Raw genomic sequence first — 24,476 nt, 5'->3', positions numbered from 1 at the left:
AGCAATGCGATCAGGATCGTTCGGGCTGACGCTGCGGATCCCGGGCCGCCAGCGTCGAGCGATGATCGAATGTCTCGATCGGCGCTGGCGCCGCAAACAGATAGCCCTGCACCAGACGGCAGCCAAGCGAGCTGAGCAGCCGGGCGGTGGCGCAGGTTTCGACCCCTTCGGCGATCACATCCAGCTGCAGCGTGCGCGCGATGTCGATCAACGCGCGGGCAAAGATCGCATCCTCGTCGCTGCGGGCGGCATTCGCGATATAGCTGCGATCCAGCTTGATGATGTCAACCGGCCAGTCGCGCAGATGCGACAGCCCGCCATAGCCGGTGCCGAAATCATCCAGCGCGACCTTGGCGCCGCGGCTGCGCATTTCCTTGAGGTTCTGGAACACCGGGCCGTTGATCGGGCCAAGCATCGTACCCTCGGTCACCTCGATGACGATCTGCCGCCATTCGATGTCGTAACGCGCCAGCTGGGCCTGAAGGTCGAAGACAAACTCGGACTTGATCAGGTCGATGGTTCCCAGATTCAACGCCAGTGTCTCGGTCCGGTAGCCATCGCGCTTGGAAAAGGCGCGCAGCGCGGTTTCGACCATGCGGCGGGTCAGGGTCTCGGCCATCTCGGGATCGGAGATGACGCTGGAAAATTCCGCCGGGCCAAGCACGCCCTTTTGCGGGTGCAACCAGCGCAGCAGCACTTCGAACCCCTTGATGTCGCCGCTGTCAAGATCGACGACAGGCTGGAAATAGGGCTGAATCTCGTCGTTGCGCAGCGCGGCAAGAAAGCGCGGCTTGATCAGCAGCGCGCTGAGGCTCTCGTGGCGGAGCGGATCAAAGGTCACGCCGGTGCCGCGCGCCGCCGCCTTGCAGGCATAAAGCGCAGCATCAGCGCATTGCATGAGCGTGTCGACGTCGCAGCCGCAATCCTCGCAGGTCGCAGAGCCGATGCTGACCCGCCCGAGGTTCGGCTTGCCAATCCGCGCCGCGGCGCGCTGAACGTCGCTGACGCAGCTTGTCATCAGCCGATCGACATAGCCGCGGCTGTCCGGTGGCAAAGGGATCAGCGCCGAGAATTCATCGCCGCCAATGCGCCCGATCAGAGCGCCCCGGGGCAGCGCGCGGGTGATCGCGCGGGCGACTTCGCGCAGGTAGACATCTCCGAAATGGTGCCCGTAGATGTCGTTGACCGATTTGAAATTATCCACGTCGATCATCATGATGGCGTGGTTCTGATGCACGCCGGCCAGCGCTTCGGCGCATCGCATCCGGTAGGCGTTCTGGTTCAGCAGATGCGTCAGCCCGTCCAGTTGAGCCTGTTTCGACAGCCGGCGGCTGCGCTGCATCTCGTCGGCGCAGTCCAGCTCCAGCAGCATCATCTCGCGCCATCGGCTGATGGCGTGGCCAAGCAGGCCGCAGGCATTGAGGGTGTCCGAGATGCCGCTCTGGTCGGGCAGTTGCACGGTTTTCTGCCGGAACGCGAGCAGGCCGAGCACATCGCCATCCTGCGACAGCACGCGCCGCAAGATCAGCGTCCGTCCGGGTTCGAGCTCGGTTGCAACCGGGGCGGTGGATTGCTCGCCCGGCAGGGAGATCTCGTCCCAGCTGCTGGTGCCGATTACCTGTTCGATCCAGCCGTGCAGGTCCAGCACGTGGTCCGGTTGGCGCGAGACCGAAACCGGGTCGATCAGAGGCATCCGGCGCGACGGGCAGGGGATGAAACACAGCGCATCGGTATCCCGGGACAGGAGCAGGTCGAGGATAAGCTCGATCTCTTGCGTGAGGGCTTCTGCGGCGGGGCGCAGGCTGTGCGTATCAGCGGGAAATCTCGATGCAAGCTTCACGAACCGCCAAGTCCTCTTTGTGATCGAAGAGATCCTGCCGTTCAAACCGAACAGGGTGCAATGAGATTCTTGTCCGTGATGATGCTAGGCGTCATCCCTTAACAACTTGTTAACGATAATCGGGCGATTGCCCGAGGTGAGAAGCAGGGCCAGAACCGGGGCCATGCGACCCCGGCCCGGCGATCCCGATCAGGACAGGTGATGCACCGGCTGCAAGCCGTAGACCGGCGTTGGCAGACCCTCCATTCGGGCCTTGAGCTGAAGGCTCAGATATTGCGAATAATGCCGCGACTGGTGCAGGTTGCCGCCGTGGAACCACAGCGCCTCTTGCTGGGTGGGTTTCCACATGTTGCGCTGTTCGCCTTCCCACGGACCGGGGTCCTTGGTGGTGTCGGAGCCCAGCCCCCAGACCTTGCCGACCTTGTCCGCCATGTCCTGGCCCATCAGATCCGCGACCCAGCCATTCATCGAATTATACCCCGTGGCGTAAACCACCAGATCCGCGTCCAGATGGCTGCCGTCGTCAAGGATGACGCCGGTTTCGTCCAGCTTTTCGACCTGTCCGCGCACCAGTTTCACCTTGCCGTCGATGATCAGCTGGCTGGCGCCCACGTCGATGTAATAGCCCGACCCGCGCCGCAGGTATTTCATGAACAGACCCGAGCCATCATCGCCCCAATCGAGCCAAAACCCGGCCTTTTCAAGCCCATCGTAGAATTCCTTGTCGCGCTCCTTCATTTGCTCATAAAGCGGGATCTGCCATTGGTGCATGATCCTGTAGGGCAGCGAGGCAAAGATCAGATCGGCCTTTTCCGTGGTCATGCCCGATTGCACGGCCTGTTCGGAATAGAGCGCGCCAAGGCCGATATCCATCAGCGTGTCAGAGCGCACGATATGCGTGGAGGAGCGCTGAAGCATGGTGACATCCGCATCATGTTCCCACAGCGCGGCGCAGATATCATGGGCGGAATTGTTCGACCCGACCACGACGACCTTCTTGCCCGCATAGGCATCGGGGCCGGGGTGCTGCGAGCTGTGCTGCTGCTCGCCCTTGAAGATATCCATGCCGGGGAATTCTGGCATGCGCGGCTTGCCAGACATGCCAGTGGCCATCACCAGCTGCTTGGGCCTTAGCACCACCTCGGTGCCGTCGCGATCAACCGTGACCGTCCATTCCTTGGTGGTCTCGTCATAGGTCGCAGATTTGGCGGTGGTGCGGGTCCAGTAATTCAGCTCCATGACCTTGGTGTACATTTCGAGCCAGTCGCCGACCTTGTCCTTGGGGGCAAAGATCGGCCAGTTGTCGGGGAACTTGATGTATGGCAGGTGGTCGTACCACACCGGGTCATGCAGGCAGAGCGACTTGTAGCGCTTGCGCCAGCTGTCGCCGGGGTTGTCGTTGCGCTCGACGATGATGGTGGGCACGCCCAGCTGGCGCAGCCGCGCCCCCAGCGCGATGCCGCCCTGACCGCCGCCGATGATCAGCACATAGGGCTGTTCGGTGTAACCAAGGGTTTCCGTCTCATGGGCGCGTTCCTCGGACCAGCTGAGCCGGTCCTTGGCGGCGCCATGCTTGGCCCCGAGCGGGCGGTTGAAACCGCGCGGCTCTTCGAACCCCTTCAGTTCCGACATCACGGTCAGCAGCGTCCAGATCTTGCCATTGCGGAGCCGCAGCAGGCCATAGCCCCGCGCCAGCGCGGTTTCAAAGCGGATCCATGCGGTGGTGACGCCGTCGTCTTCGCTGGGCAGTTCGCCCTCGGCCAACGCCCATCCGCTGGGCTTTGTGGTGGCAAGCTGGTGTTCCAGCATGTCGCCGACCCCCTCGGGGGTTTCGACGGTCTTCAGGTTCCATGTAAAGGTGACGAGATCGCGCCAGTAGCAATCCTCGGTGAACATGGTCTTGGCGCGGGCAATGTCGCCTTGTTCCAGCGCCTCGCCAAAGTCATCGAGAATGGCCTGTGTCTGGGTTGCGAGTGTCGAGTCGAGCATTTTGGTCCTCCCTCTCATGCGTCGTGTGGTCCTCCGCTGCTTAGGCTGGCAGATCGGGGGGCGCGGCGAACAGCGGTTTTGCACGCATACTGCCGGAAATGTGACGGAGGCGCGGCGCGGCGTTGCGCGCGCAACAGCGGCGCAACGTCAGGGCGGCGTCAGCCCGGCCTTGCGGATGCGGCGCAGGATGGTCGAGCGGTTGACCCCAAGCCGGCGCGCTGCCTGCGACATGTTCCAGTTGCAGGCAAGCAGCACGTCTTCAAGATCATCGCCTTGGGCAGCGGGCAGGGCAGGAGGCGGCGGCAGGTCGGGCAGGTCGAGCACATCGCCGCCAGATAGCGTCAGCGCCACGTCGAGCGTGCGTTCCAATTCGCGGATGTTGCCGGGCCATGGGCGGCCCTTCAACTCGGCGCGGGCAACGGGCGACAGCCGCAGCTCGCCGCTGGAGCGGCGGCGCAGCAGGCGATCGAGCAGCCAGTCGAAATCGGCGCGGTGGCGGAGCGGTGGCAGGTCGATGGTCGCCCCGGCGATGCGATAGAACAGATCGTCGCGCAGATGCTGCGCCAGATCCGGCGCGGGCAGGCGCGAGGAGGCGATGATCCGCAGATCCGGCGCAGCGTCCAGCCGCGCCAGCAGCGCGTCCTGCGCCGGGGGCGGCAGGTCTTCGATGCCGCGCAGGAACAGGGTGCCGCTGACCGGCACGTCGATCCGGTCGCTGGCAGCGCAGCGCAGCGCGTGAAAGCCGCGCCCCTGCGGGCCGCACAGATGCAGCGCGCGCGCCAGCCGTTCCTTGCCGGTGCCGGTCTCGCCGGTGATCAGGAGGGGTAGGGCCGTCAGCGCCAGCTTGCCGGCGCGTGCCAGCAGCCGCGCCATCGCCGGGTCAGGCCCGGCAAAGCTGCCAAGCGCGCCGGGCAGGTCGGGTGCCTGCCGCGGAACAGGCCGGGCTTGCGGCGCGATGGCATGGCCGAACAGCCCGCGCCCATCCTTGAGCCGCAGCACCCGTTCTTCGGGGGGCCGCCCGCGCATCAGCTCGGGCAGATCGTCCACCGTCAGCTCGGCCAGCTCGTCGATACGCCGCCCGATCAATGAGCTGCGCCCGTCGGGCGACAGTACCCGGCGCGCCCCGGCGGTCATGCCCACGATACGCCCCGAGCCATCCAGCGCCACCGCCGCCTCGGGATCGACCTCAAGGAATTCGGGGTTGATCGACAGACGCAACACCCAGTCGCGCCGGGTCATCGCCATCAGGTTCGCCATCTCGACCCGGCGCGCCGAGGCGGTGACCAGCGACATCGCAAGGTTCTGCGACGGTTTCGGGCTGGGCGAGCGCAGCAGCGAAATATCCAGCACCGCCGAGAGCGCGCCATGGGTGTCAAAGATCGGCGCCGAGGTGCAGGATAGCGGCACATGCGCCAACCCGAAATGATCGCTCTGATGGATGGTCACCGCATCGCCGGTGATGATGCAGGAGCCGACCCCGCAGGTGCCCGCCAGTTCCTCGGACCAGTTCGACCCAAGTCGCAGACCGGCCTGCGCAAGCTCGTTCTCGAAGCGGGCATCGCCGAAGAAATCGACGCAGACCCCCTTGGCGTCGGACAGCAGCAAGACGTAATTCTGCCCGGCGACCTGTCGGAAGAGCGACTGCAACCCCGAGCGCGCGGTGGCGATCAGCCGTTCGGATTGCTCGCGATGTTCGCGCAATTCTGCCGCCGTAACGATATGCGGCGGCGCGTCGCGGCCGGGATCCAGCCCGTAACGCTCGACGCAGCGCCGCCAGCTTTCGGCGACGACGGCATCGCGTCCGGTGTCTTGTCCGTCCAGCACGCGGTCGATTTCGGCCACGTGATCCTTGCGCTGCATGGCCGGCCTCCCTTCGGCGCTGCGGGGGCAGGTTGGCACGCCAGAGCAGCGCGTTGAACCGAGACAAAGATCGCAGTTCCGCCCTAGCGCGCCACCAGCAGCACTGATGCGTAATGGCAGGCCGCCGCTGTCAGCACATGCACATGCCAGATCGCGCTTGCGTAAGGGATGCGCCGGGTGTGGAGGAACACCGTGCCGATGGAATAAATCACCCCGCCCGCCACCAGCAGCGCCACCGCCGTGCCATCGAGCCGGGTCAGGAATGGCCATGCCGCCAGCCCGCCAAGCCAGCCCTGCGCCAGATACAGCATGAACCCCAGTCGCGCCCATCGCTGCACCGAGGTCAGCTTGAGCGCGACGCCGATCAGCGCGATCACCCAGGAGGCCGTGGTCAGCGCCACCCCCGCCAGCCCGCCGACGCCAAGCAGCGCCATCGGCGTGTAGGTGCCCGCGATCAGCAGGTAGATCGCCGCATGATCGAACCGCCGCAGCACCCGCCGCGTTGGCGCGTGCAAGGTCAGGTTGTAGGCGGCGGAAAAGGCAAAGCTTGCCAGCAGGCCAAGGCCATAGGGCACCAGCGGCCAGAAGGCATGCGGCGGGGCGGCAAGGCGGGCCCAGACGAACAGCGCAGGCACGGCGCCAATGGCGAAACAGGCCCCCAGCAGCAGAACGATGCTGTCGGCGCGATGCTCTTGTTCGGTATGGGTCAGCACGTGACGGGTCATGGCGATGCGTTGGTTGCGGGGGCAAGCCCCCGAAGGAGACAAGGCGCGCGCAGTCCGGCACTGCACGCAGGCGCGGCGTCTGGGTCAGGCGCAGGGTTGAAGCGGGTGCGACGGGTTCTGCCGCAAGGCCGGGGTGCAAAACGCTTCCGGCCCGGTGTCCCGATGATCCGGGACATCCCAAATGCTAACAACGAGAGGTTACCAATGTCTCAATCTGCCGCACGATGGCCCCCCGGACGCTTTGCCCGAGAGGCCGCGCGATCACGCCGCGGCGGTGCGGGCAGGGCCGAAGCGCTGGTAAAAGCCGATGCCGTCTTCGGCCATTTCGCGCAGCAGATCGGGGCAGGCAAAGCGCGCGCCATGGGCCTGCGCCAGCGCTTCGCTGCGCTCGGCCGCGTAGGGCGTGCCCAGCATGTCGAGCCATCCGAACGGCCCGCCCGACCACGGCGCAAAGCCCCAGCCAAGGATCGCGCCCACGTCGCCTTCGCGGATATCGCTCAGCACGCCGTCTTCCAGCGCCCGCACCGCCTCGAGCGCCTGCACGAACAGCAGCCGCTGCTGCACGTCGATCAGCGAAGGCTGCGGCCCGGCGGGATATTTCGCCGCCAGCCCGTCCCACAGCAGGCCGCGCTTGCCCGCTTCGTCATAGTCGTAGAACCCGGCCTTGGCCTTGCGCCCAAGCCGGCCCTCATCCGCCATCCAGAAGATCACCTCATCGACCGCGCCATCGGGATAGGCCTCGTCCATCGCCGCCCGCGTCGCCTTGGCGATCTTGACCCCAAGATCGATCGAGGTTTCATCCACCAGTTGCAGCGGCCCCAGCGGCATGCCCACCAGCTTGGCGGCGTTCTCGATTAGCGCTGGGGAAACCCCCTCGGCCACCATGCGGATGCCTTCGTTGATGTAGGGAATGATGCAGCGATTGGCGTAGAAGAACCGCGCATCATTGACCACGATCGGCGTCTTACGGATCTGCCGCACGAAATCGAGCGCCTTGGCCACGGCCCGCGCACCGGTGGCAAGGCCCTTGATGATCTCGACCAGCGCCATTTTTTCGACGGGCGAAAAGAAGTGGATGCCGATGAACTGCTCGGGGTTGTTCGAGGCTTTGGCCAGTTGCGAAATCGGCAGGGTCGAGGTGTTGGTGGCAAAGATGCAATCTTGCGGCGCGTGGCAAAGCACCTGCGCCGTCACCTCGGCCTTGATCTTCGGGTCTTCGAACACCGCCTCGATGATCAGATCGCAGCCCTCTAGCGCGGCGTAATCGTCGGTTGCGGTGATCAGCGCCAGCGCCGCCTCTTTCTGTTCGGGCATCGTTTTGCGCCGGGCGATGCCCTTGTCCATGTAAGCGGCGGTGTGATCGCGGCCCTTGTCGGCGGCTGCCTTGGATTGATCCAAAAGAACCACCTCGATCCCCGCCATGGCCGAGACCAGCGCGATGCCCGCGCCCATCATTCCCGCGCCGATGACGCCAAGTTTGCGCACCTGCTGTGGCGGCACATCGGGCCGGTTCGCGCCCTTTTCCAACGCTTCCTTGCTAAGGAACAGTGACCGGATCATCGCCGCAGACGATGGGTTGAGCAGCACCGAGGTGAACCAGCGCGCCTCGATCTTCAGGGCGGTGTCAAAGGGCACCAGCGCGCCCTCATAGACGGCGGACAGCATCGCCTTGGCCGCCGGGTAGACGCCCTTGGTCTTGCCATGCACCATGGCCGAGGCACCCACGAAGGTCATGAAGCCCGCCGGGTGATAGGGGGCGCCGCCCGGCATCTTGTAACCCTTGGCATCCCACGGCTTGACGATATCGGCAGGCTTGGCTGCCAGCACCCATGCTTTGGCGGCGGCGAGCGGATCCTCGCAGACCTCGTCGATCAGGCCCGCCGCTTTCGCCTTCTTCGGATCGGACAGCTTGCCTTCGAGCAGGTAGGGCGACGCCGCCATCGCGCCCAGCTTGCGCACCAGCCGCGTGGTGCCGCCCGCGCCCGGGAAGATGCCGACCATGATTTCCGGCAGACCGATCTTGGCCTTGGGATTGTCTGCGGCAAAGATCCGATGACAGGCCAGCGGGATCTCGAAGCCGATGCCCAGCGCGGTGCCGGGCAGGGCGCAGGCGATGGGCTTGCCGCCCTTGTTCCGCTCATCCATACCAGCGCGCTCGATCTTGCGCAGGATAGTATGGATCTGCAGCACCCCGTCCAGGATTCCAGCGGCGGGATCGTCGCCGCCATCCTCCCGCATCTTGGCCAGAACCCCCAGATCCATGCCCCCGGCAAAGCTGCCCGCCTTGCCCGAGGTCAGCACGATGCCGTTGACGGCCTCATCCGCCAGCGCCGCGTCGACAAGGGTCGACAGTTGGTGAAAGCCCTCGATGCTCATCACGTTCATCGACTTGCCGGGCGTGTCCCAGACGATCAGCGCAACGCCGTCGGCGTCGGTGCTCATGGTGAATTCGGTCATGGTATCCCTCCCTCAGAGCCGCTCGATGATGGTGGCCGCGCCCATGCCAGAGGCAACGCAAAGCGTGGCAAGGCCCGTGCCCTTGCCGCTGCGCTCCAGCTCGTCCAGCAGCGTGCCGATGATGATCGCGCCGGTGGCCCCCAGCGGGTGGCCCATGGCGATGGCGCCGCCATTGACGTTGACCTTGTTGCTGTCGACGTCGAAGGCTTGCATGAAGCGCAGGACAACGGCGGCAAAGGCCTCGTTCACCTCGAACAGGTCGATGTCACCGATGGCCATGCCGCTGTCTTGCAGGATCTTCTCGGTCACCGGAACCGGGCCGGTCAACATGATGGTCGGATCAGTGCCGATCTTGGCGGTGGCGCGGATGCGGGCGCGAGGCGTCAGCCCATGCGCCTGCCCAAAGGCCTTGTCGCCAATCAGCAGCGCCGCAGCCCCATCGACAATGCCCGAGCTGTTGCCCGCGTGGTGCACATGCTCGATCTTCTGAAGATGCGGGTATTTCATCAGCGCCAGCTGGTCGAACCCGGGCATGACTTCGCCCATCTCCTTGAAGGCGGGCTTGAGCGCGCCCAGCGCCTGCATATCGGTGCCGGGACGCATGGACTCGTCCCGATCAAGGATCGCGACGCCATTCTGGTCGCGCACGGTCAACATGGATCTGGAGAACCGGTCATCGGCCCATGCGGCAGCGGCGCGGCGCTGCGATTCCACCGCCAGCGCATCGACATCATGTCGCGAGAACCCGTATTGCGTCGCGATGATGTCGGCGCTGATGCCTTGCGGCACGAAATAGGTCTTCATCGCAAGGCTCGGATCGACCGCAATCGCCGCGCCGTCGCTGCCCATGGGCACGCGGCTCATCATTTCGACCCCGCCTGCGATATAGCCGCTGCCGGCCCCGCCACGGATCTGGTTGGCGGCAAGATTTACTGCCTCCATGCCGCTGGCGCAAAAGCGGTTGATCGAAAGGCCGGGAATGCGCTGATCCAGGTCCGAGGCAAGGACGGCCGAGCGCGCAAGGCAGCCACCCTGTTCGGCGACCTGCGTGGCATTGCCCCAGATCACATCCTCGACGGCATGGCCCTCCAGCCCGTTGCGCTCGGCGATGGCATTGAGTGTCAGGGCGGAGAGCCGCAGCGAGGTCACCTCGTGCAGCGCCCCGTCCTTGCGGCCTTTGCCGCGCGGGGTGCGCACGGCATCGTAGATATAGGCCTCGGTCATGTGGTCCTCCTCCTTGGTCGTGTCGGCTCAGACGCGGTCGGCGGGCGAGCCGGGCATTAGATCGTAGGGATGTTTCCAGCCGGGCAGGGCCTCGATGCGCGACAACCAGCGGTCGATGTCGGGCCAGTCCTTGCGGACGAAGCCAAAGGGCTCGGGGTAGAAGAGATAGCCACAGCAAGAGAAATCCGCATTGGTCGGGCCGTCGCCGACCATCCAATCCCGGCCCTGAAGATGCCCATCGAGCACCTTGTATGCTGCGGCGAGCCGGCCTTGGGCAAAGGCGATCACCTCGGCAGGGCGCTTGTCTTCGGGCAGGAAGTTCATCAGGAACCGCGTCATCCCGGCCTGGCTGGAGAGCTTGTGGTTGTCCCAGAAACACCAGCGCATCACCTCACGCGTCTCCTCCGGGCTGGCACCTCCGAATTTCCCGGTTTTCTCGGTGATATACATCTGGATGACGCCAGATTGCGTAAGACGGGTGTCGCTGTCGACGAGCACAGGCACTTCGCCCATCTCGTTCACCTCGGCGCGGTAGGCATCCTTGCGGGTTTCGCCGTTGAAGAAGTCGACCTTCACTGGCTCCCAGTCGAGTCCCGACAGGTGCAGGGGCAAAGCGGCCTTGTAGGCATTTCCCGACTCTCCGAAACAGTAAAGCTTGATCGTCATCGCGTTGTCCTTTGGTTGCGCCAGAATCCGGGATCGGCAGTGGGGGCTTCGCGCCCCCACACCCCCGCGGAGTTTAGGGGCAAGATGAAGGGGCGCGCCGCGTGTATCCTCAACCTCATCGCAAGGGAGTCAACGTGACATTCGATTATTTACTTTGCGTTAAGTATGTCGTGGCTAAGATGGTCCTGCGTCGCAGACTGGAGAGTTGAGCGGCGTGCAAGGTGAAGCTCCCCCGCCTGCCTGCGTTCCGCTTGGCGGTCGGGCTGACGGGGGAGCCGACCGGGTGCTGCCCATGATCCATTCGGGGTTCGATGTACGGTCTTCAACTTCATCTTGCCCCTAAACTCCGCGGGGGTCCGGGGGTGTGAAACCCCCGGTCCTTTGCTACGATGCGGGCGCTGGTGCCGGTTCTGTGGGGTGCCCTCAGCGTTCACGCTCATCCAGTTCGGCGTTGGGCTGCCGCAATCAGTGGGCCAGCAATTCACCATCAGTTACTCTGTCGTCATGTTTGAAGAGGAAGGACAGCGCCTTGCCCTCATCCAGCCCAGCATCGGATGCAAACCTCCTGTGACCGTGGTCGCCGTCTTCGGTCATGGCGGCGGAAAAGCGGCGGGTGAGGCGGAAGCGCTTCGGCATGTCGGTCTCCGCGGGTACTCGCGGCTCGTGTCTGATTCAGAACGCCGCCGGGTCAAGAGCCATCACCGGCGCGGCGCCGCTCTCGATCCGGGCGAGGTGCAGCTTTGTCGCGGGCAACTGGCGCGCCATGTAATAGTGGCCCGTTGCGATCTTTGCTTGCAGAAACGCCGTGTCACCGCCAGACCCCATCGCCTTTCCCGCGGCCTTGGCCATGCGGGCCCACATCAACCCGAGGCAGACATGCCCGAAGAGATGCATGAAGTCATACGAGCCCGCCAAGGCCTCATCCGGCGACGTCATGCCCTTCTGCATGAAGAACATCGCCGCCGCCTGAAGATCTTTCGACGCGGATTTGAGCGGGGTCAGGAACTGCGCCTCGAAGTTGTCGTCGCCCTTGTTTTCGGCGATGAAGGTCTTGACCAGATCGAAAAACGCCATGACGTGCTTGCCGCCGTCCGCCGTCAGCTTGCGCCCGACAAGGTCCAGCGACTGGATGCCGTTGGTTCCTTCGTAGATCATGGTGATGCGCGCATCGCGCACGAACTGTTCCAGTCCCAGATCGCGGGTGAATCCGGCGCCGCCCGGTGTTTGCTGGGCCAGCACGCAGGTCTCGAACCCCTTGTCAGTCAGGAACCCCTTGATCACCGGCGTGAGCAACGAGATCAGCCCTTCGGCATCGGGGTCGTTGCAGCGCTGCGCTCGGTCGATCAGGCTCGCCCCCCAGAAGACAAAGGCGCGCGCGCCTTCGGTGATGGCTTTCTGGTCCATCAGCCCGCGCCGCACGTCGGGGTGCACGATGATGGGATCGGCTGGCGCGTCAGGAGCGGCGACGCCGGTGACGGCCCGGCCTTGCTGGCGCTCTTTGGCAAAGGCCAGTGCGTTTTGATACGCGACCGCACCCTGTGCATAGCCTTGCAGGCCGACGCCCAGCCGAGCCTCGTTCATCATGGTGAACATGGCGCGCATCCCCTTGTGCGGCTCACCGATCAGCCACCCTTTGGCGCCCTCATAGCTCATCACGCAGGTGGCGTTGCCATGAATACCCATCTTGTGCTCGAGCCCGACGCACTCCAGCCTGTTGCGTGCGCCCAGCGAGCCGTCCTCGTTGACGAGGAACTTCGGGACGATGAACAGCGAAAGCCCCTTTATCCCCTCGGGGCCGCCGGGGATCCGGGCCAGCACAAGGTGGATGATGTTGTCGCACAAATCGTGCTCGCCAGCGGAAATCCAGATCTTGGTACCGGTGATCGCATAGCTGCCATCGTCCTGCGGCTCGGCCTTGGTGCGGATCAGCCCCAGATCGGTGCCGCAGTGCGGTTCGGTCAGGTTCATTGTACCGCCCCAGTCGCAGCTGACCAGTTTCGGCAGGTACATCGCCTTCTGCTCGGGCGAGCCATGGGCGTGAATGGCGTTATAGGCGCCATGTGTCAGCCCGGCGTACATGTTGAAGGCCATGTTCGCCGCGCTCAGAATCTCGCCGACCGCGGTCGACATCAGGTAGGGAAGCCCCTGACCGCCATACTCGGGGTCGCAGTCCAGCGCCGTCCAGCCACCCCGTCGCAGCTGATCGGAGGCGGCACGGAACCCGTCGGGGGTGCGCACCACGCCGTTTTCCAAACGACAGCCCTGTGCATCGCCCACCGCATTCAGCGGCGCGAGCACGCTGGAGGCCAGCTTGCCGGCCTCGTCAAGGATCGCCTGAGTGGTGTCGCTGTCAAGATCCTCGTAACCCGGAATACCGGCTTGGCTGACCATGAGCATCTCGTGCAGCACGAATTGCATGTCCCGGACGGGAGCGGTGTAGCTTGGCATCGGTATCCTCCTCCTGTGGCGTCGGGCGGCGGCCTCCTCCTGACCGCGGGCACCTTAGCCTGCCTTTTTCTGCTCCAATTGTGTGAGCATCTTTTCACCCCAGGCAAGTTGATCCTTCAGATCCTTGATCGCCGCATCCAGATCTTCACGCTCCTTGAGCAGATCGTCGAGCCGCTTGCGGGCGATCTCGTATGTGCGCTCGATCTGGGTCTGCTGCTGGTCGCCGACATGGTACAGCTCAAGCAGCTGGCGGATTTCCTCGAGGCTGAAGCCAAAGCGCTTGCCACGCAGGATCAGCTTGAGGCGAGCGCGATCACGACGGCTGTACAGACGTTTCTGGCCGACGCGTTGCGGAAAGATCAGTTCCTTCTGTTCGTAAAAGCGCAAGGTGCGCGGGGTCACCTCGAAAAGATCGCACATCTCGCGGATGCTCATTGCCGTGTCTTCGCTCATTGCTCTTCGGGCCTCACCTAGCGTTCTCATCAGCGTCAGGTGCCCCCTCGTCATAAAACATACAATGGGCATTTTGGTTTACGTAACGGGGACGTAACGTCACCCTGTAGGGTTACGTAACTTCCTTTCCGGTCAGTCGGGGTTTGCTGAAACATCCTTGCCGGCAGATCTGCGCCGATCTGCCTAAAATAGGCATTAAAGCGCTTTAATTCCACTTTTAAAACGGTTTTGCCGGGATTCGGTGGCGGGCAGGCCGCGGTGGCGACTCGCTGTCAGGGCAGCGAGGCTGCGGTTTCGTCGCGCAGCTTGCGCAGCTCGGCCATCGCCTCGTCAAGCTGGCGGCGCTGCTCGGCCAGCTCCTTCATCTGCCGGTCGGCCATGTCGACCCAGGCGCGCATCTGTGCCTCGGAGCCCTGCCGGTCGCGCATCTCAAGCCACTGCCGGATGTCCTCGAGCTGAAAGCCGAACTTGCGCCCGCGCAGGATCAGCACCATGCGGGCCACTTCGCGCGCGCCGTACCAGCGCGCACGCCCCTCGCGCTCGGGCGAGAGCAGTTCGATGTATTCATAATAGCGCAGGGTGCGGGGGGTCACCTCGAACCGCTCGCACATTTCCCTGAAGCTGAGACGGGTGTCGCTCATCTGCTCCTCCTAGCCCTCGGGCCGGACGGTATCCCCGGCGCAAGGGCAGAGCAACCGCCTCTTGCAGGGCAGGGGCGGGGCTTTCATAAAGGTCGCAACTTGCAGCGAAAGAGACCCCGATGAGCACCGATCAGACCGAGACTGCCCGCCGTTTCATGGAGGCGATCCCGCAGGCGCAGGCGCTCGGGCTCGAGATCCTCGAGATGCAGGGCGGCGTTGCGGTGATCCGGATGCCCTATGCCGAGGCGCTGGTGGGCGATCCTGAAACCGGGGTGATCCATGGCGGCGCAGTGTCGACGCTGATGGACACCTGCGGCGGCGCGGCGACGATTTCGCACCCGGGCAACGCCGGCGGCACGGCGACCATCGGGCTGCGTATCGATTATCTGCGCGGGGCGACGCCGGGGCAGGCGATCACCGCGCGGGCCGAATGCCACCACGTGACGCGCTCGGTCGCCTTCGTGCGGGCCACGGCGCATGACGACGATCCCGACCGGCCCGTGGCCACCGCCACCGGCACCTTTACCGTCGAGGCCAAGCCATGAGCCGTCCGGCCCCCGAGCCGATGCAGGTGGTCAAACAGCGCCGCGACGCCGCGCTGACGACCTTGGCCGGACGCGTGCCCTACATCCGATTTCTGAACATCACCTTCGATCGGCGCGGCGACGAATTGACCGGGGTGCTGAATTTCGACGGCAAGCTGATCGGCAACCCACTGCTGCCAGCGCTGCATGGCGGCGTGACTGCGGCCTTTCTCGAGGTGACCTCGATCATTACGCTCAGCTGGTCGCTGCTCTGGGAAGATGTGGAAAGCGGTGCAATCAGCCCCGAAGCGTTGCCGCGCCTGCCCAAGACCATCGACTTCAGCGTCGATTACCTGCGCACGGGGTTGCCGCGCGATGCCTATGCGCGTTCCACCGTGACCCGGTCGGGCCGGCGCTATGCCTCGGTGCGGGCCGAGGCATGGCAGGACAATCACGCCCGGCCCATCGCGTCGTCGAACGCGCATTTTCTGATGCCGCGCGAAGGCTAGGGCAATTTGGATGCCTGCGAATGATTGTTCCGGGCGCGGCAATCGGTTAGCGCTCCGGGCAAGTTGACACGCGAGGCCCATGATGACCGCTCCGGATGCTGGTACACCCGTCACACATGCGCGCGTTCTGAAGATCGCGTTGCCGATCCTGCTGTCGAACGTGACGATCCCGATCCTCGGGGCGGTGGATACCGGCGTGGTCGGCCAGATCCCGCAGGCGGAACCGATCGCGGCGGTGGGCGTCGGCGCCATCGTGCTGTCGGCGGTCTACTGGATTTTCGGTTTCCTGCGCATGGGCACGGTGGGGCTCGCAGCGCAGGCGGCCGGGGCTGGCGATCATGGCGAAGTCACCGCGCTTCTGACTCGCGCGCTGCTGATCGGCCTGGCCGGAGGGGTTGCGCTGATCTTGCTGCAGCCGCTGATCTTTGCCGGAACCTTCGCGGTGTCGCCAGCCTCGGATGAGGTCGAGCGGCTGGCAAGGTCTTACATGGGCATCCGCATCTGGTCTGCCCCCGCAGCCGTGGCGATCTACGGCATCACCGGCTGGCTCATCGCGCAAGAGCGCACCCGGGCGGTGTTCGCGCTGCAGCTTCTGATGAACGGGGTGAACGTGGGGCTCGACCTGCTGTTCGTGCCGGTCCTCGGCTTTGGGGTCGAGGGTGTGGCGCTGGCCACCGCCATCGCCGAAATCGCGGGGCTGGTGATGGGCCTGTGGCTGTGCCGCGAGGCGCTGCGCGATCCGGCGGCACGGGTCTGGGCACGGGTGTTCGACAAGGCGCGGCTGCTGCGCATGGCGGCGGTGAATGTTGACATCCTGATCCGCTCGCTGCTGCTGCAATCGATCTTCGTGTCGTTTCTGCTGCTCGGCGGCCGGTTCGGAGATGTCACTCTGGCGTCCAATCAGGTGCTGCTGCAATTCCTGATGATCACCAGCTATGCTCTGGATGGGTTCGCTTATGCGGCCGAAGCACTGGTTGGCCGCGCCTTCGGGGCTGGCCGGGTGTCGGCCCTGCGGCGCAGCGCAGTGGTGACGAGCCTCTGGGCCGCCGGGGTCGCAATGTTGCTAGCAGGGGTGTTCTGGTGGTGGGGGCCGTGGCTGGTCGATCTGATGGCGAAGGATCCGCAGGTGCGCGAGGCGTCGCGACTGTATCTGCCATGGATGGTGGCCGCGCCTGTCGCGCAGCTTGGTCTGATCATGTTCGACGGCATCTTCATTGGTGCCACGCGATCGCGCGACATGCGCAACATGATGATCCTGTCGTCAGGGATCTATCTGTGCGCCGTACTGCTGCTGATCGGCCCGATGGGCAATCATGGGCTATGGCTTGCGATGCTGATTTCGTTCGTAGCGCGAGGCTTGTCTCTTGGCGCACGCTACCCGGCGCTGGAGCGTGCGGCGAGGGCGTAGGGGGCGCTGCCCCCCGTGCGTCGCGCCCCCCCGGGATATTTAAGGCCAGAAGTAGCAGGGGCGCCGCGCCTTGGTTTCTTCTGGCCTTAAATATCCCCGCCGGAGGCAGGCGGAACCTTGCGGCCGGGCGCGTCGTCGAATTTTGGGCGGGCAGGTCTCTGCGGGGCTCGCAATCGCTGCAGGCGAGGGGGCGGGCCTTGCGTCCTGGAGCGGATTGCTCAAGAGATGGGCCAGCAGGATCGCGCCCCCTATGCGCATCCGGGGACAACCAATTGGGACAGACCGATGAAACACCTGATGATCGCAACCGCGCTGACGCTGAGCCTTGCCGGGGCTGCCTCGGCCCAGACCATGCTGACAGTCGCCAACTGGTTGCCGCCGTCGCATCCTCTGGTCTCGGACCTGATTGTTCCGATGACCGAAAAGATCGCCGAAGCAACTGGCGGCGAGGTCACCGCCAACATTCTTCCCGCGCCGCTAGGGCCGCCGCCCGCGCATTTCGATTTCGCCGTCAACGGAGTCGCCGACATCACCTTTGGCGTGCAGGGATTCACTCCCGGCCGCTTCAAGACCACCAACATCGTCGAATTGCCGTTCCTCGGCGAGACGGCCGAGGCGATCTCGGTTGCCTATTGGCGGGTGTTTGACGCTATGTTGAAGGACGCGGGTGAATACGATCAAGTCAAGGTTCTGGGGGTGTTCAGCCACGGGCCGGGTGAGATCTTTGTCAAGGAGGGCGATCTGAGCAGCCCCGATGTGCTGAAGGGCAAGAAGATCCGTGTCGGCGGCGGCATCGTTCACGAGGTTGCCAGCGCGCTTGGCGCTGTTCCGGTCGAGGGGCCGTCTACCAAGGCCTATGAGCTGCTGAGCCAAGGCGTCGCCGACGGGATTTTCTTTCCCTATGAGTCGGTGAATTTCTTCAAGCTGATCCCGCAGCTCGATCAGGCGATTGCGGTGCCGGGCGGGCTGTACAACACCTCGTTCTACGTCGTCATGAACAAGGCCAAGTGGGACAGCCTGACGCCGCAGCAGCAAGAGGCCATCGACAGCGTCACCGGCGAGGCGCTGGCGCGGATGGCGGGCAAGATGTGGGATGCCGCCGATGCCAAGGGCAAGGCCGCAATGGAAGGTGAAATCGACATTTTCCCCGCAACCGAGGCCCAGCTTGCCGCATGGGAGGGCGCCTTGTCGCCGCTGGTGCAGGCCAAGCTTGACGAGGCCGCAGAGACCGGGATCGATGCGCAGGCGGCCTATGACATGCTCAAGGCGGAAATCGCGACGGAAACCGCCAGCCAATGACCCGGCCCGCCCCAATTGATCACGGTGCCCCTGCGGGGGCACTGCGCGTGGCGCTGGCCGCGCTCGGCGGTGTGCTGTTGATGGCGCTGATGGCGCTGACGGTGGTGGACGTGATCGGGCGCTATCTGTTCAATTCACCGCTGATCGGGGCGACCGAGCTGACCGAGCTGCTGCTGGCCGCCGTCATCTTCCTTGGCCTTCCCGCCGTGGCGCTGGCTGAAGAGCATGTCAGCGTCGATTTGCTGACCGACCGGATGCCGCCTTGGGTGCAGCCGTGGCGGCTGGCGCTGGCAGGGGTGTTTTCCGGCGTGGTGCTGGCGCTGGTCACTTGGCGCATCTGGATTTACGCGGGGCAGATCGGCAGCTATGGCGGGGCGACGAACAGCCTGCGCCTTCCGATCGCGCCGCTGGGCTATTTCTGCGCGCTGTGCACCGGGGCCGGGGCGCTGATCACCGCGCTGATGCCGCTGCCGCGCCTCTTCCGGAAAGACTGAGATGGAACACTGGCCGACGGGATTGGCGGTGCTGACCGTGCTGCTGCTGCTGGGCGTACCGATTTCGATGGCGCTGGCCGGGGTCGGGCTGGCCGGGGTCGCTGCGATCATCGGCTGGTCTCCGGCGCTGTCGCTGATTGGCAGCGCGTTTTTCGACAATGGGCGGGAGTATTCGCTGTCGGTGTTGCCGCTGTTCCTGATGATGGGCAATTTCGTGGTGCAATCGGGGATCGCCGAAGAGCTTTATACCTCGGCCTATGCATGGCTGCGCCACCGCAAGGGCGGGCTGGCCATGGCGACGGTGGTGGCCTGCGGGGCGTTTTCTTCGGTGTGCGGCTCGTCGATGGCGACGGCGGCGACGATGACGCGGATCGCGCTGCCCTCGATGCGGCGCTTTGGCTATCCTGACCGCTTGTCGACCGCGTCGATTGCCGCGGGGGGCACGCTGGGCATTCTCATTCCGCCCTCGGTGATCCTCGTGTTCTACGGCATCCTGACGCAGCAGGACATTGGCAAGCTGTTTCTGGCCGGGCTGATCCCCGGCGTGATCGGTGTCATCGGCTATGCCATTGCGGTGCGGCTATCCATCGCGTTGGGAAAGATCGACTTGCCGGTCGAGCCAAAGCTGCCGCTGATGGATCGCATCCGGGCGCTGAAGGGCACGGCGGGGGCGCTGGCCCTGTTCGTCTTCGTGATGGGGGGCATCTATCTGGGCGTCTTCACCCCGACCGAAAGCGCTGGGATGGGCGCGGGGGGCGCGTTTCTTCTGGTGCTGCTCAGCGGAAAGTTCAGCAAGGACAGAATGATCGCGGTGCTCTACGACACCATGAAGACCACCTCGATGATGTTCTTCATCCTGTTCGGGGCGCTGACCTTTACCAATTATGTCAATATGTCTGGTATGACCGCCGACATTCAGGCCTTTCTGGCACTGTTCGGAGACAGCCCGACCACGACCATTCTGGTGATCCTTTGCATCTACCTTGTGCTGGGGTGCCTGCTGGAAAGCCTGTCGATGATCATGCTCACTGTACCTGTGTTCTATCCCATCGTTGCAGCGCAGGGGATTGACCTGATCTGGTTCGGCATCTTTGTGGTCATGGTGACCGAGATTTCCTACATCACGCCGCCTGTCGGGATGAATGCCTTTGTGCTGCGCTCGGTGGTGCCAGACGTACCGCTAAGCACGATCTTTCGCGGGCTCGGCCCGTTTGTGGTGATGGATGTCTTGCGGGTGGCGCTGCTGACTGCGGTGCCGGGGCTGGTGTTGCTGCTGACCTGACCCGGCTCAGCGCGCGCTTATCGCATGGGTCAGGGTTGCGCCGAATTCATAATAGCTAGCCTTGAGCGCCGTCAGGCTTTCGTTGTGGCGCGGCACCGGGGCCAACGGGAGACTCGCGCGATTGCCGCTTAGCAGCGCCTCGGCGCAGGCCGTGCCGAACACCGTGCCGGGGCCGATGCCGCGCCCGGAATAGCCGTGGCAGCCAAGCCCGGTTTCGCCAAGCGCGGTGATCTTGGGGATGTGATCCGAGGTCATGGCGATGCGCCCGCTCCAGCCGTGGACAAACGGCAGATCGGCCAGTTCGGGGAACAGTTGCGCCAGTTTGCGGCGGGCCCATGCGGCGTGGATGCCCGCGCCGGGCCCGTCCAGATTGCCCATGGCGCCGATGATCATCCGCCCATCGTTATCGGTGCGAAAGGACGACATCACCAGCGCGGTATCCCAGCAGCCTTCGAGCCGGGGCAGGATCTTGGCCCGCGCTGGCTGGGGCATCGGCACGGTGGCGAACTGGCCGTACCAGACCGGCACATAGGCGGGCGCGGGAGGCCCGCCCAGTGGCAGGTGATAGGCCCCCGACGCCAGCAGCAGCGCCCCGGCGCGCAGCCTGTGCCCGTTGCAGGTGATGCGCCAGCCGCTGCCGTCCGGCACCACGCTGCTCACCGGGCTGGCCTCGTGCAGGGTTGCGCCCGCCTGCTGCGCCGCGCGGGCGAGGCCACGCACATAGCTAAGCGGCTGGATCGTACCGGCGCGCGGATCGAACAGCGCTCCATGCACCGCGCGGCTGCCGGTGCGGGCCTGCGCCTCGGCGGCGTCCAGCAGTTGCAGCGGTGCACCGGCGGCATTGCCTTGCCGGTGCCGCTCGCGCAGATCGTCCATCCCAGAGGGGGCATGGGCGCAGTGCAGCGTGCCGTTGCGGGTGGCCTCGCAGCGGATGCCCTCGCGCGCGATCAGATCAAACACCTGATCGGGCGCGCCGCCAAGCCGGTCGATCAGCGCGCGGCCGGGGCCAGCGCCCAGCTTTGCGATGATCTCGTCGGGCTTGAGCCACAGCCCGGCATTGGCCAGCCCGACATTGCGCCCCGAGCCGCCATGCCCGATCTTGCGCCCTTCGAACAGCGCCACTTTCGCGCCGCGCCGCGCCGCTTCCAGCGCCGCCGAACAGCCGGTAAAGCCGCCCCCGATGATCGCAAGATCGACCACGGCATCAGCTTCGAACGGTGCGCCCGAGACATGCTCGCGCGCACTGGCCTGCCAGAGGTTGGTATCGGGGGCGGATGGCATCTGCAGAGTCCTTTTCCGGGGCGGCTCGATATGGTTGCCGCATCAAAGCGATGCGCCGCGCGCGGGGCAGTGGCAAGCTCTGGCGCAACTATGCGCCACCCCGGCGCGGCCAATTGCTGCCTTAGCGGGCGGGCACCAGCTTGCCGGGGTTCATCAGGTTCATCGGGTCAAGCGCGGTCTTGATCTGGCCCATCACATCCCAGCCATCGCCATGCTCGGCGCGCATATAGCCGGTCTTGCCCATGCCGATGCCATGTTCGCCGGTACAGGTGCCGCCAAGCGCCAGCGCGCGCTCTGCCATGCGATGCGACAGGCGCTTGGCCTCTTCGATCTCGGCGGGTTGATCCGGGTCGATCAGCAGGATGGCATGGAAGTTGCCGTCGCCGACATGGCCCAGAATCGGGCCGGGGATCAGGCTTGCCGCGATATCGGCCTGCGTCTGCTCGACCGCATCGGCAAGACGCGAGATCGGCACGCAGATATCGGTGACCAGCGCCCGCGCGCCTTTGCGGCTGGCAAGGATGGCGTAATAGCCGTTGTGGCGCAGTGCCCAGAGCGCGCGGCGCTCTTCCTCGCGCGCCGACCAGCGGAAGGTCGAGGCCCCGTGATCGGCGACAATCTCGGCAAAGCGTTCCGCGTCCTGCGCCACGCTGGCGTCCGAGCCGTGAAACTCCACCAGCAGATGCGGTGCCTCGGACATCGCCATGCCGGAATAGGCGGTAAAGGCCCGCGCCGTGGCCGCATCGACAAATTCGATACGGGCCATGGGGATGCCCATCTGGATCGTCTCCATCACCGCAGAAACTGCCGCGTGCATATCGGGAAAGGCGCAGATGCCCGCGCTGGTCGCCTCGGGAATGCCGTGCAGCTTCAGCGTCAGCTCGGTGACAAGGCCCAGCGTGCCCTCCGAGCCCAGCATCAGCGCCGTCAGATCGTAGCCCGCGGCGGATTTGCGGGCGCGGGTGCCGGTGCGGATCACCCGCCCGTCGGCCAGAACGACCTGCATGCCCAGAACATTGTCGCGCATCGAGCCATAGCGCACCGTGGTGGTGCCCGAGGCGCGGGTCATCGCCATGCCGCCCAGCGTGGCATTCGCCCCCGGATCGACCGGAAAGAACAACCCCGTCGCCCGCAGCTCTTCGTTCAGCGCCTCACGGGTGACGCCCGGTTGCACCGTGACATCCATGTCGGCAGGGCGCAGTTCCAGCAGCTTGTTCATCCGGGTGAAATCAATCACCACGCCGCCGCGCACCGCCAGCCCGTGGCCTTCTAGCGAGGTGCCCGCGCCCCAGCCGATCATCGGGCAGCGATGCTCAGCGCAGATCTTCACCAGCCCCTGCACATCGCTCAGGCTCTGCGGATAGGCGATCGCATCGGGAACCACCGGCGGAAAATACGATTCCGAGCGCGCATGAAGTTCCAGTTCTGACTTGGAGCGACTGAGCCGTTCGCCTAACAGGGAGGAAAGAGCGTCGAGCGCCGTGGCGATGGTCATGAATACCTCCGAGCAATCGGTTGATGTTACCCTTGCCATGCGCCTTCGAAAAGCCAAAGGGGACGTGGCGATGGTCCGGGCATTTTCCCGCCAATGGACGGAAATGACCAGCAGCTTCGGGCGGGGCTGGCACACAATGCGACACAAGGCACCGGGGCAGGTGAGCTTTTGGTTTGTCGCGCTGTTCGTCGGCATTGCATCCGGCTGCGCAGCGACGGTTTTCAGGTTTGCAATCAGCCGCTTGCAGGCGTTTCTTTACGGCACCGAAGATGTCAATACGCTGGCGAGTTTTGCCAGCACCCTGCCGTGGATCTGGGTGCTGCTGATCCCCGTGACCGGAGGCATCGTCGTCGGAATCATTGTGCAGTACTTCACCCCGGACGGGCGCGTGCGGTCGGTTTCCGATGTGATCGAAGGGGCGGCGCTGAACGACGGGCGGGTGGAAAAGAAGGCGGGTATCGCCTCTGCATTGTGTTCTTGGATCACGCTTTCAACCGGGGGTTCCACGGGCCGCGAAGGCCCCGTTGTCCATATCGCCGCGATGATCGCTAGTTGGACCTCGAACCGGCTGAGAGTCGACGGCATTACCGGGCGCGATCTGCTCGGCTGTGCGGTGGCGGCGGCGGTGTCTGCCAGCTTCAACGCGCCCATCGCCGGGGCGCTGTTCGGGCTCGAAGTGGTGCTGCGCCATTTCGCGCTGCATGCCTTTGCCCCGATCGTCGTGGCCAGCGCTGCGGGCACCGTCATCAACCGGCTCGCCTTTGGCGATGTGACCGAATTCCTGCTGCCCGGCACCACCACGGTCGAATTCTATCTCGAGCTGCCGGCGTTCTTTATGATGGGGATGGTGTGCGGGCTGGTGGCGGTGCTGATGATGCGGGCGATCTTCTGGTCCGACGATTTCGGCAATCGCGTGCAGAAATGGCTGGGGTTGCCGCTGGTGCTGCGCCCGGCACTGGCCGGGCTGTTGCTGGGCGCGCTTGCGATCCAGTTCCCGCATATCATCGGCGTTGGCTACGAGACGACCTCGCTGGCGCTGACCGGGGGGCTAGGGCTTGGCGCGGCCTTTGTGTTTTGCGTGGTCAAGGTGGCGGCGGTGTCGATCACCATGGCAGGGCGCATGGGTGGCGGCGTGTTTTCTCCGTCGTTGATGGTCGGCGCGCTGACCGGACTGACCTTTGCCCATATTGCCACCAGCCTGTTCCCCGAGCAGAGTTCGGCCTTCACGTTGTATGCGCTTGCGGGGATGGGCGCCGTGGCGGCAGCGGTTCTGGGCGCGCCGATCTCGACCACGCTGATCGTGTTCGAACTGACCGGCGACTGGCAGACCGGGCTTGCGGTGATGGTGTCGGTGTCGATGTCCACCGCCGTGGCGTCGCGTCTGGTCAATCGCAGCTTCTTCCTGACCCAGCTGGAGCGGCGCAAGGTGCATCTGGCCGCCGGGCCGCAAAGCTATCTGCTGGCGATGTTCCGCGTTGCCGGGGTGATGCGCAAGATCGACGATCCGGGCGCGGCAGACGAAGAAGCCTGCCTGCGGATGATCGATCAGGGGCTTTATGTGAAAACCACGGCGACGCTGGAAACCGCGCTGCCGCGCTTTGACAAATCCGGCGTGGCCTTCCTGCCGGTGGTGACGCTGGATGCGCAAACCCAGGAGCCGCTTCTGCAGGGCGCACTGTTCCATGTCGATGCGCTCAAGGCCTATAACCGCGCGCTTGCGGCCACCGCTGCAGAAGAACACAGCTGAGGCGTCAAGTTCCTGCACGAAATGGTTCCCGGATGTGTCTGGATCTGCGCGGATTTCCGCGCATCGCGATCACGCCCCCTTTCTTTTGGTTAAGTGATCGTAAAAAGATGTGACTGAGCTTCGGGACACACGAG

Annotated in this window: 20 protein-coding genes; 7 read left to right on the top strand and 13 right to left on the bottom strand. The window is 64.8% G+C overall.

Annotated elements, in window-relative coordinates; genetic code table 11:
- Nucleotides 1-10: 10 nt before the first annotated feature.
- From KO516_RS24340 to KO516_RS16720, 11 genes are all read right to left on the bottom strand, one after another.
- Nucleotides 11-1,840: a putative bifunctional diguanylate cyclase/phosphodiesterase gene (locus KO516_RS24340; RefSeq protein ID WP_371742095.1), complete on the bottom strand. Its 1,830-nt coding sequence runs from the start codon at nt 1,838-1,840 to the stop codon at nt 11-13.
- 189 nt (nt 1,841-2,029) lie between these two features.
- Nucleotides 2,030-3,829 carry an NAD(P)/FAD-dependent oxidoreductase gene (locus KO516_RS16765; protein ID WP_216004926.1) on the bottom strand — a complete coding sequence of 600 codons (1,800 nt, stop codon included), beginning with the start codon at nt 3,827-3,829 and terminating at the stop codon, nt 2,030-2,032.
- Nucleotides 3,830-3,976: 147 nt separating this feature from the next.
- Complete coding sequence (locus tag KO516_RS16760) at nt 3,977-5,689, bottom strand: sigma-54-dependent Fis family transcriptional regulator (RefSeq protein WP_216004925.1); 1,713 nt, start codon at nt 5,687-5,689, stop codon at nt 3,977-3,979.
- An 83-nt stretch (nt 5,690-5,772) separates the two neighbouring features.
- Nucleotides 5,773-6,414: a hemolysin III family protein gene (locus KO516_RS16755; protein WP_216004924.1), complete on the bottom strand. Its 642-nt coding sequence runs from the start codon at nt 6,412-6,414 to the stop codon at nt 5,773-5,775.
- Nucleotides 6,415-6,675: 261 nt separating this feature from the next.
- Nucleotides 6,676-8,871 carry a 3-hydroxyacyl-CoA dehydrogenase NAD-binding domain-containing protein gene (locus KO516_RS16750; RefSeq protein ID WP_216004923.1) on the bottom strand — a complete coding sequence of 732 codons (2,196 nt, stop codon included), beginning with the start codon at nt 8,869-8,871 and terminating at the stop codon, nt 6,676-6,678.
- A gap of 12 nt (nt 8,872-8,883) precedes the next feature.
- Nucleotides 8,884-10,095, bottom strand: coding sequence for an acetyl-CoA C-acetyltransferase (locus KO516_RS16745; protein WP_216004922.1), 1,212 nt, complete (start codon nt 10,093-10,095; stop codon nt 8,884-8,886).
- A 27-nt stretch (nt 10,096-10,122) separates the two neighbouring features.
- Nucleotides 10,123-10,761: a glutathione S-transferase family protein gene (locus KO516_RS16740; RefSeq protein WP_216004921.1), complete on the bottom strand. Its 639-nt coding sequence runs from the start codon at nt 10,759-10,761 to the stop codon at nt 10,123-10,125.
- A 465-nt stretch (nt 10,762-11,226) separates the two neighbouring features.
- The gene (locus KO516_RS16735) at nt 11,227-11,397 is read right to left on the bottom strand and encodes a hypothetical protein (RefSeq protein ID WP_216004920.1); all 171 of its coding nucleotides are present in this window, start codon (nt 11,395-11,397) and stop codon (nt 11,227-11,229) included.
- Between the two features lie 36 nt (nt 11,398-11,433).
- On the bottom strand, nt 11,434-13,209 hold the full coding sequence (locus KO516_RS16730; protein ID WP_216004919.1) for an acyl-CoA dehydrogenase C-terminal domain-containing protein: 1,776 nt from the start codon (nt 13,207-13,209) through the stop codon (nt 11,434-11,436).
- 54 nt (nt 13,210-13,263) lie between these two features.
- A complete protein-coding gene (locus KO516_RS16725) occupies nt 13,264-13,662 on the bottom strand; it encodes a MerR family DNA-binding transcriptional regulator (RefSeq protein ID WP_216004918.1) in 399 nt (132 codons plus the stop codon).
- 272 nt (nt 13,663-13,934) lie between these two features.
- Nucleotides 13,935-14,303 (bottom strand): MerR family DNA-binding transcriptional regulator, encoded by a 369-nt coding sequence (locus KO516_RS16720; protein WP_216004917.1) that lies wholly within the window; start codon nt 14,301-14,303, stop codon nt 13,935-13,937.
- A gap of 119 nt (nt 14,304-14,422) precedes the next feature.
- Here KO516_RS16720 and KO516_RS16715 point away from each other — a divergent pair, with 119 nt between their 5' ends.
- From KO516_RS16715 to KO516_RS16690, 6 genes are all read left to right on the top strand, one after another.
- Nucleotides 14,423-14,848 carry a PaaI family thioesterase gene (locus KO516_RS16715; RefSeq protein WP_216004916.1) on the top strand — a complete coding sequence of 142 codons (426 nt, stop codon included), beginning with the start codon at nt 14,423-14,425 and terminating at the stop codon, nt 14,846-14,848.
- Nucleotides 14,845-15,336 (top strand): PaaI family thioesterase, encoded by a 492-nt coding sequence (locus tag KO516_RS16710; protein ID WP_216004915.1) that lies wholly within the window; start codon nt 14,845-14,847, stop codon nt 15,334-15,336. The genes KO516_RS16715 and KO516_RS16710 overlap by 4 nt, the downstream gene beginning before the upstream one ends.
- An 82-nt stretch (nt 15,337-15,418) precedes the next feature.
- Nucleotides 15,419-16,744 (top strand): MATE family efflux transporter, encoded by a 1,326-nt coding sequence (locus tag KO516_RS16705; RefSeq protein ID WP_216004948.1) that lies wholly within the window; start codon nt 15,419-15,421, stop codon nt 16,742-16,744.
- Between the two features lie 285 nt (nt 16,745-17,029).
- Nucleotides 17,030-18,043 (top strand): TRAP transporter substrate-binding protein, encoded by a 1,014-nt coding sequence (locus KO516_RS16700; protein WP_216004914.1) that lies wholly within the window; start codon nt 17,030-17,032, stop codon nt 18,041-18,043.
- Nucleotides 18,040-18,537 (top strand): TRAP transporter small permease, encoded by a 498-nt coding sequence (locus KO516_RS16695; protein WP_216004913.1) that lies wholly within the window; start codon nt 18,040-18,042, stop codon nt 18,535-18,537. The genes KO516_RS16700 and KO516_RS16695 overlap by 4 nt, the downstream gene beginning before the upstream one ends.
- Nucleotide 18,538: 1 nt before the next feature.
- A complete protein-coding gene (locus tag KO516_RS16690) occupies nt 18,539-19,819 on the top strand; it encodes a TRAP transporter large permease (protein ID WP_216004912.1) in 1,281 nt (426 codons plus the stop codon).
- Between the two features lie 6 nt (nt 19,820-19,825).
- On the opposite strand, the gene KO516_RS16685 is transcribed toward KO516_RS16690, so the two are convergent.
- Both KO516_RS16685 and KO516_RS16680 read right to left on the bottom strand, forming a co-directional pair.
- The gene (locus KO516_RS16685; RefSeq protein WP_216004911.1) at nt 19,826-21,100 is read right to left on the bottom strand and encodes an FAD-binding oxidoreductase; all 1,275 of its coding nucleotides are present in this window, start codon (nt 21,098-21,100) and stop codon (nt 19,826-19,828) included.
- Nucleotides 21,101-21,221: 121 nt separating this feature from the next.
- Complete coding sequence (locus KO516_RS16680) at nt 21,222-22,595, bottom strand: FAD-binding oxidoreductase (protein ID WP_216004910.1); 1,374 nt, start codon at nt 22,593-22,595, stop codon at nt 21,222-21,224.
- Nucleotides 22,596-22,665: 70 nt separating this feature from the next.
- On the opposite strand from KO516_RS16680, the gene KO516_RS16675 reads away from it, so the two are divergent.
- A complete protein-coding gene (locus KO516_RS16675) occupies nt 22,666-24,342 on the top strand; it encodes a chloride channel protein (RefSeq protein WP_216004909.1) in 1,677 nt (558 codons plus the stop codon).
- Nucleotides 24,343-24,476: the final 134 nt, after the last annotated feature.

Source organism: Citreicella sp. C3M06 (assembly GCF_018860705.1).
Taxonomy (GTDB): domain Bacteria; phylum Pseudomonadota; class Alphaproteobacteria; order Rhodobacterales; family Rhodobacteraceae; genus Salipiger.
The sequence above is the reverse complement of the archived record's forward strand: the minus strand, read 5'-3'. Positions and strand labels throughout refer to the sequence as shown.

Excerpts from the sequence above, each read along its gene's own strand:
- KO516_RS16765 (WP_216004926.1), bottom strand. The coding sequence starts at position 3,829 with ATGCTCGACTCGACACTCGCAACCCAGACACAGGCCATTCTCGATGAC.
- KO516_RS16760 (WP_216004925.1), bottom strand. The coding sequence starts at position 5,689 with ATGCAGCGCAAGGATCACGTGGCCGAAATCGACCGCGTGCTGGACGGA.
- KO516_RS16755 (WP_216004924.1), bottom strand. The coding sequence starts at position 6,414 with ATGACCCGTCACGTGCTGACCCATACCGAACAAGAGCATCGCGCCGAC.
- KO516_RS16750 (WP_216004923.1), bottom strand. The coding sequence starts at position 8,871 with ATGACCGAATTCACCATGAGCACCGACGCCGACGGCGTTGCGCTGATC.
- KO516_RS16745 (WP_216004922.1), bottom strand. The coding sequence starts at position 10,095 with ATGACCGAGGCCTATATCTACGATGCCGTGCGCACCCCGCGCGGCAAA.
- KO516_RS16740 (WP_216004921.1), bottom strand. The coding sequence starts at position 10,761 with ATGACGATCAAGCTTTACTGTTTCGGAGAGTCGGGAAATGCCTACAAG.
- KO516_RS16735 (WP_216004920.1), bottom strand. The coding sequence starts at position 11,397 with ATGCCGAAGCGCTTCCGCCTCACCCGCCGCTTTTCCGCCGCCATGACC.
- KO516_RS16730 (WP_216004919.1), bottom strand. The coding sequence starts at position 13,209 with ATGCCAAGCTACACCGCTCCCGTCCGGGACATGCAATTCGTGCTGCAC.
- KO516_RS16725 (WP_216004918.1), bottom strand. The coding sequence starts at position 13,662 with ATGAGCGAAGACACGGCAATGAGCATCCGCGAGATGTGCGATCTTTTC.
- KO516_RS16720 (WP_216004917.1), bottom strand. The coding sequence starts at position 14,303 with ATGAGCGACACCCGTCTCAGCTTCAGGGAAATGTGCGAGCGGTTCGAG.
- KO516_RS16715 (WP_216004916.1), top strand. The coding sequence starts at position 14,423 with ATGAGCACCGATCAGACCGAGACTGCCCGCCGTTTCATGGAGGCGATC.
- KO516_RS16710 (WP_216004915.1), top strand. The coding sequence starts at position 14,845 with ATGAGCCGTCCGGCCCCCGAGCCGATGCAGGTGGTCAAACAGCGCCGC.
- KO516_RS16705 (WP_216004948.1), top strand. The coding sequence starts at position 15,419 with ATGACCGCTCCGGATGCTGGTACACCCGTCACACATGCGCGCGTTCTG.
- KO516_RS16700 (WP_216004914.1), top strand. The coding sequence starts at position 17,030 with ATGAAACACCTGATGATCGCAACCGCGCTGACGCTGAGCCTTGCCGGG.
- KO516_RS16695 (WP_216004913.1), top strand. The coding sequence starts at position 18,040 with ATGACCCGGCCCGCCCCAATTGATCACGGTGCCCCTGCGGGGGCACTG.
- KO516_RS16690 (WP_216004912.1), top strand. The coding sequence starts at position 18,539 with ATGGAACACTGGCCGACGGGATTGGCGGTGCTGACCGTGCTGCTGCTG.
- KO516_RS16685 (WP_216004911.1), bottom strand. The coding sequence starts at position 21,100 with ATGCCATCCGCCCCCGATACCAACCTCTGGCAGGCCAGTGCGCGCGAG.
- KO516_RS16680 (WP_216004910.1), bottom strand. The coding sequence starts at position 22,595 with ATGACCATCGCCACGGCGCTCGACGCTCTTTCCTCCCTGTTAGGCGAA.
- KO516_RS16675 (WP_216004909.1), top strand. The coding sequence starts at position 22,666 with ATGGTCCGGGCATTTTCCCGCCAATGGACGGAAATGACCAGCAGCTTC.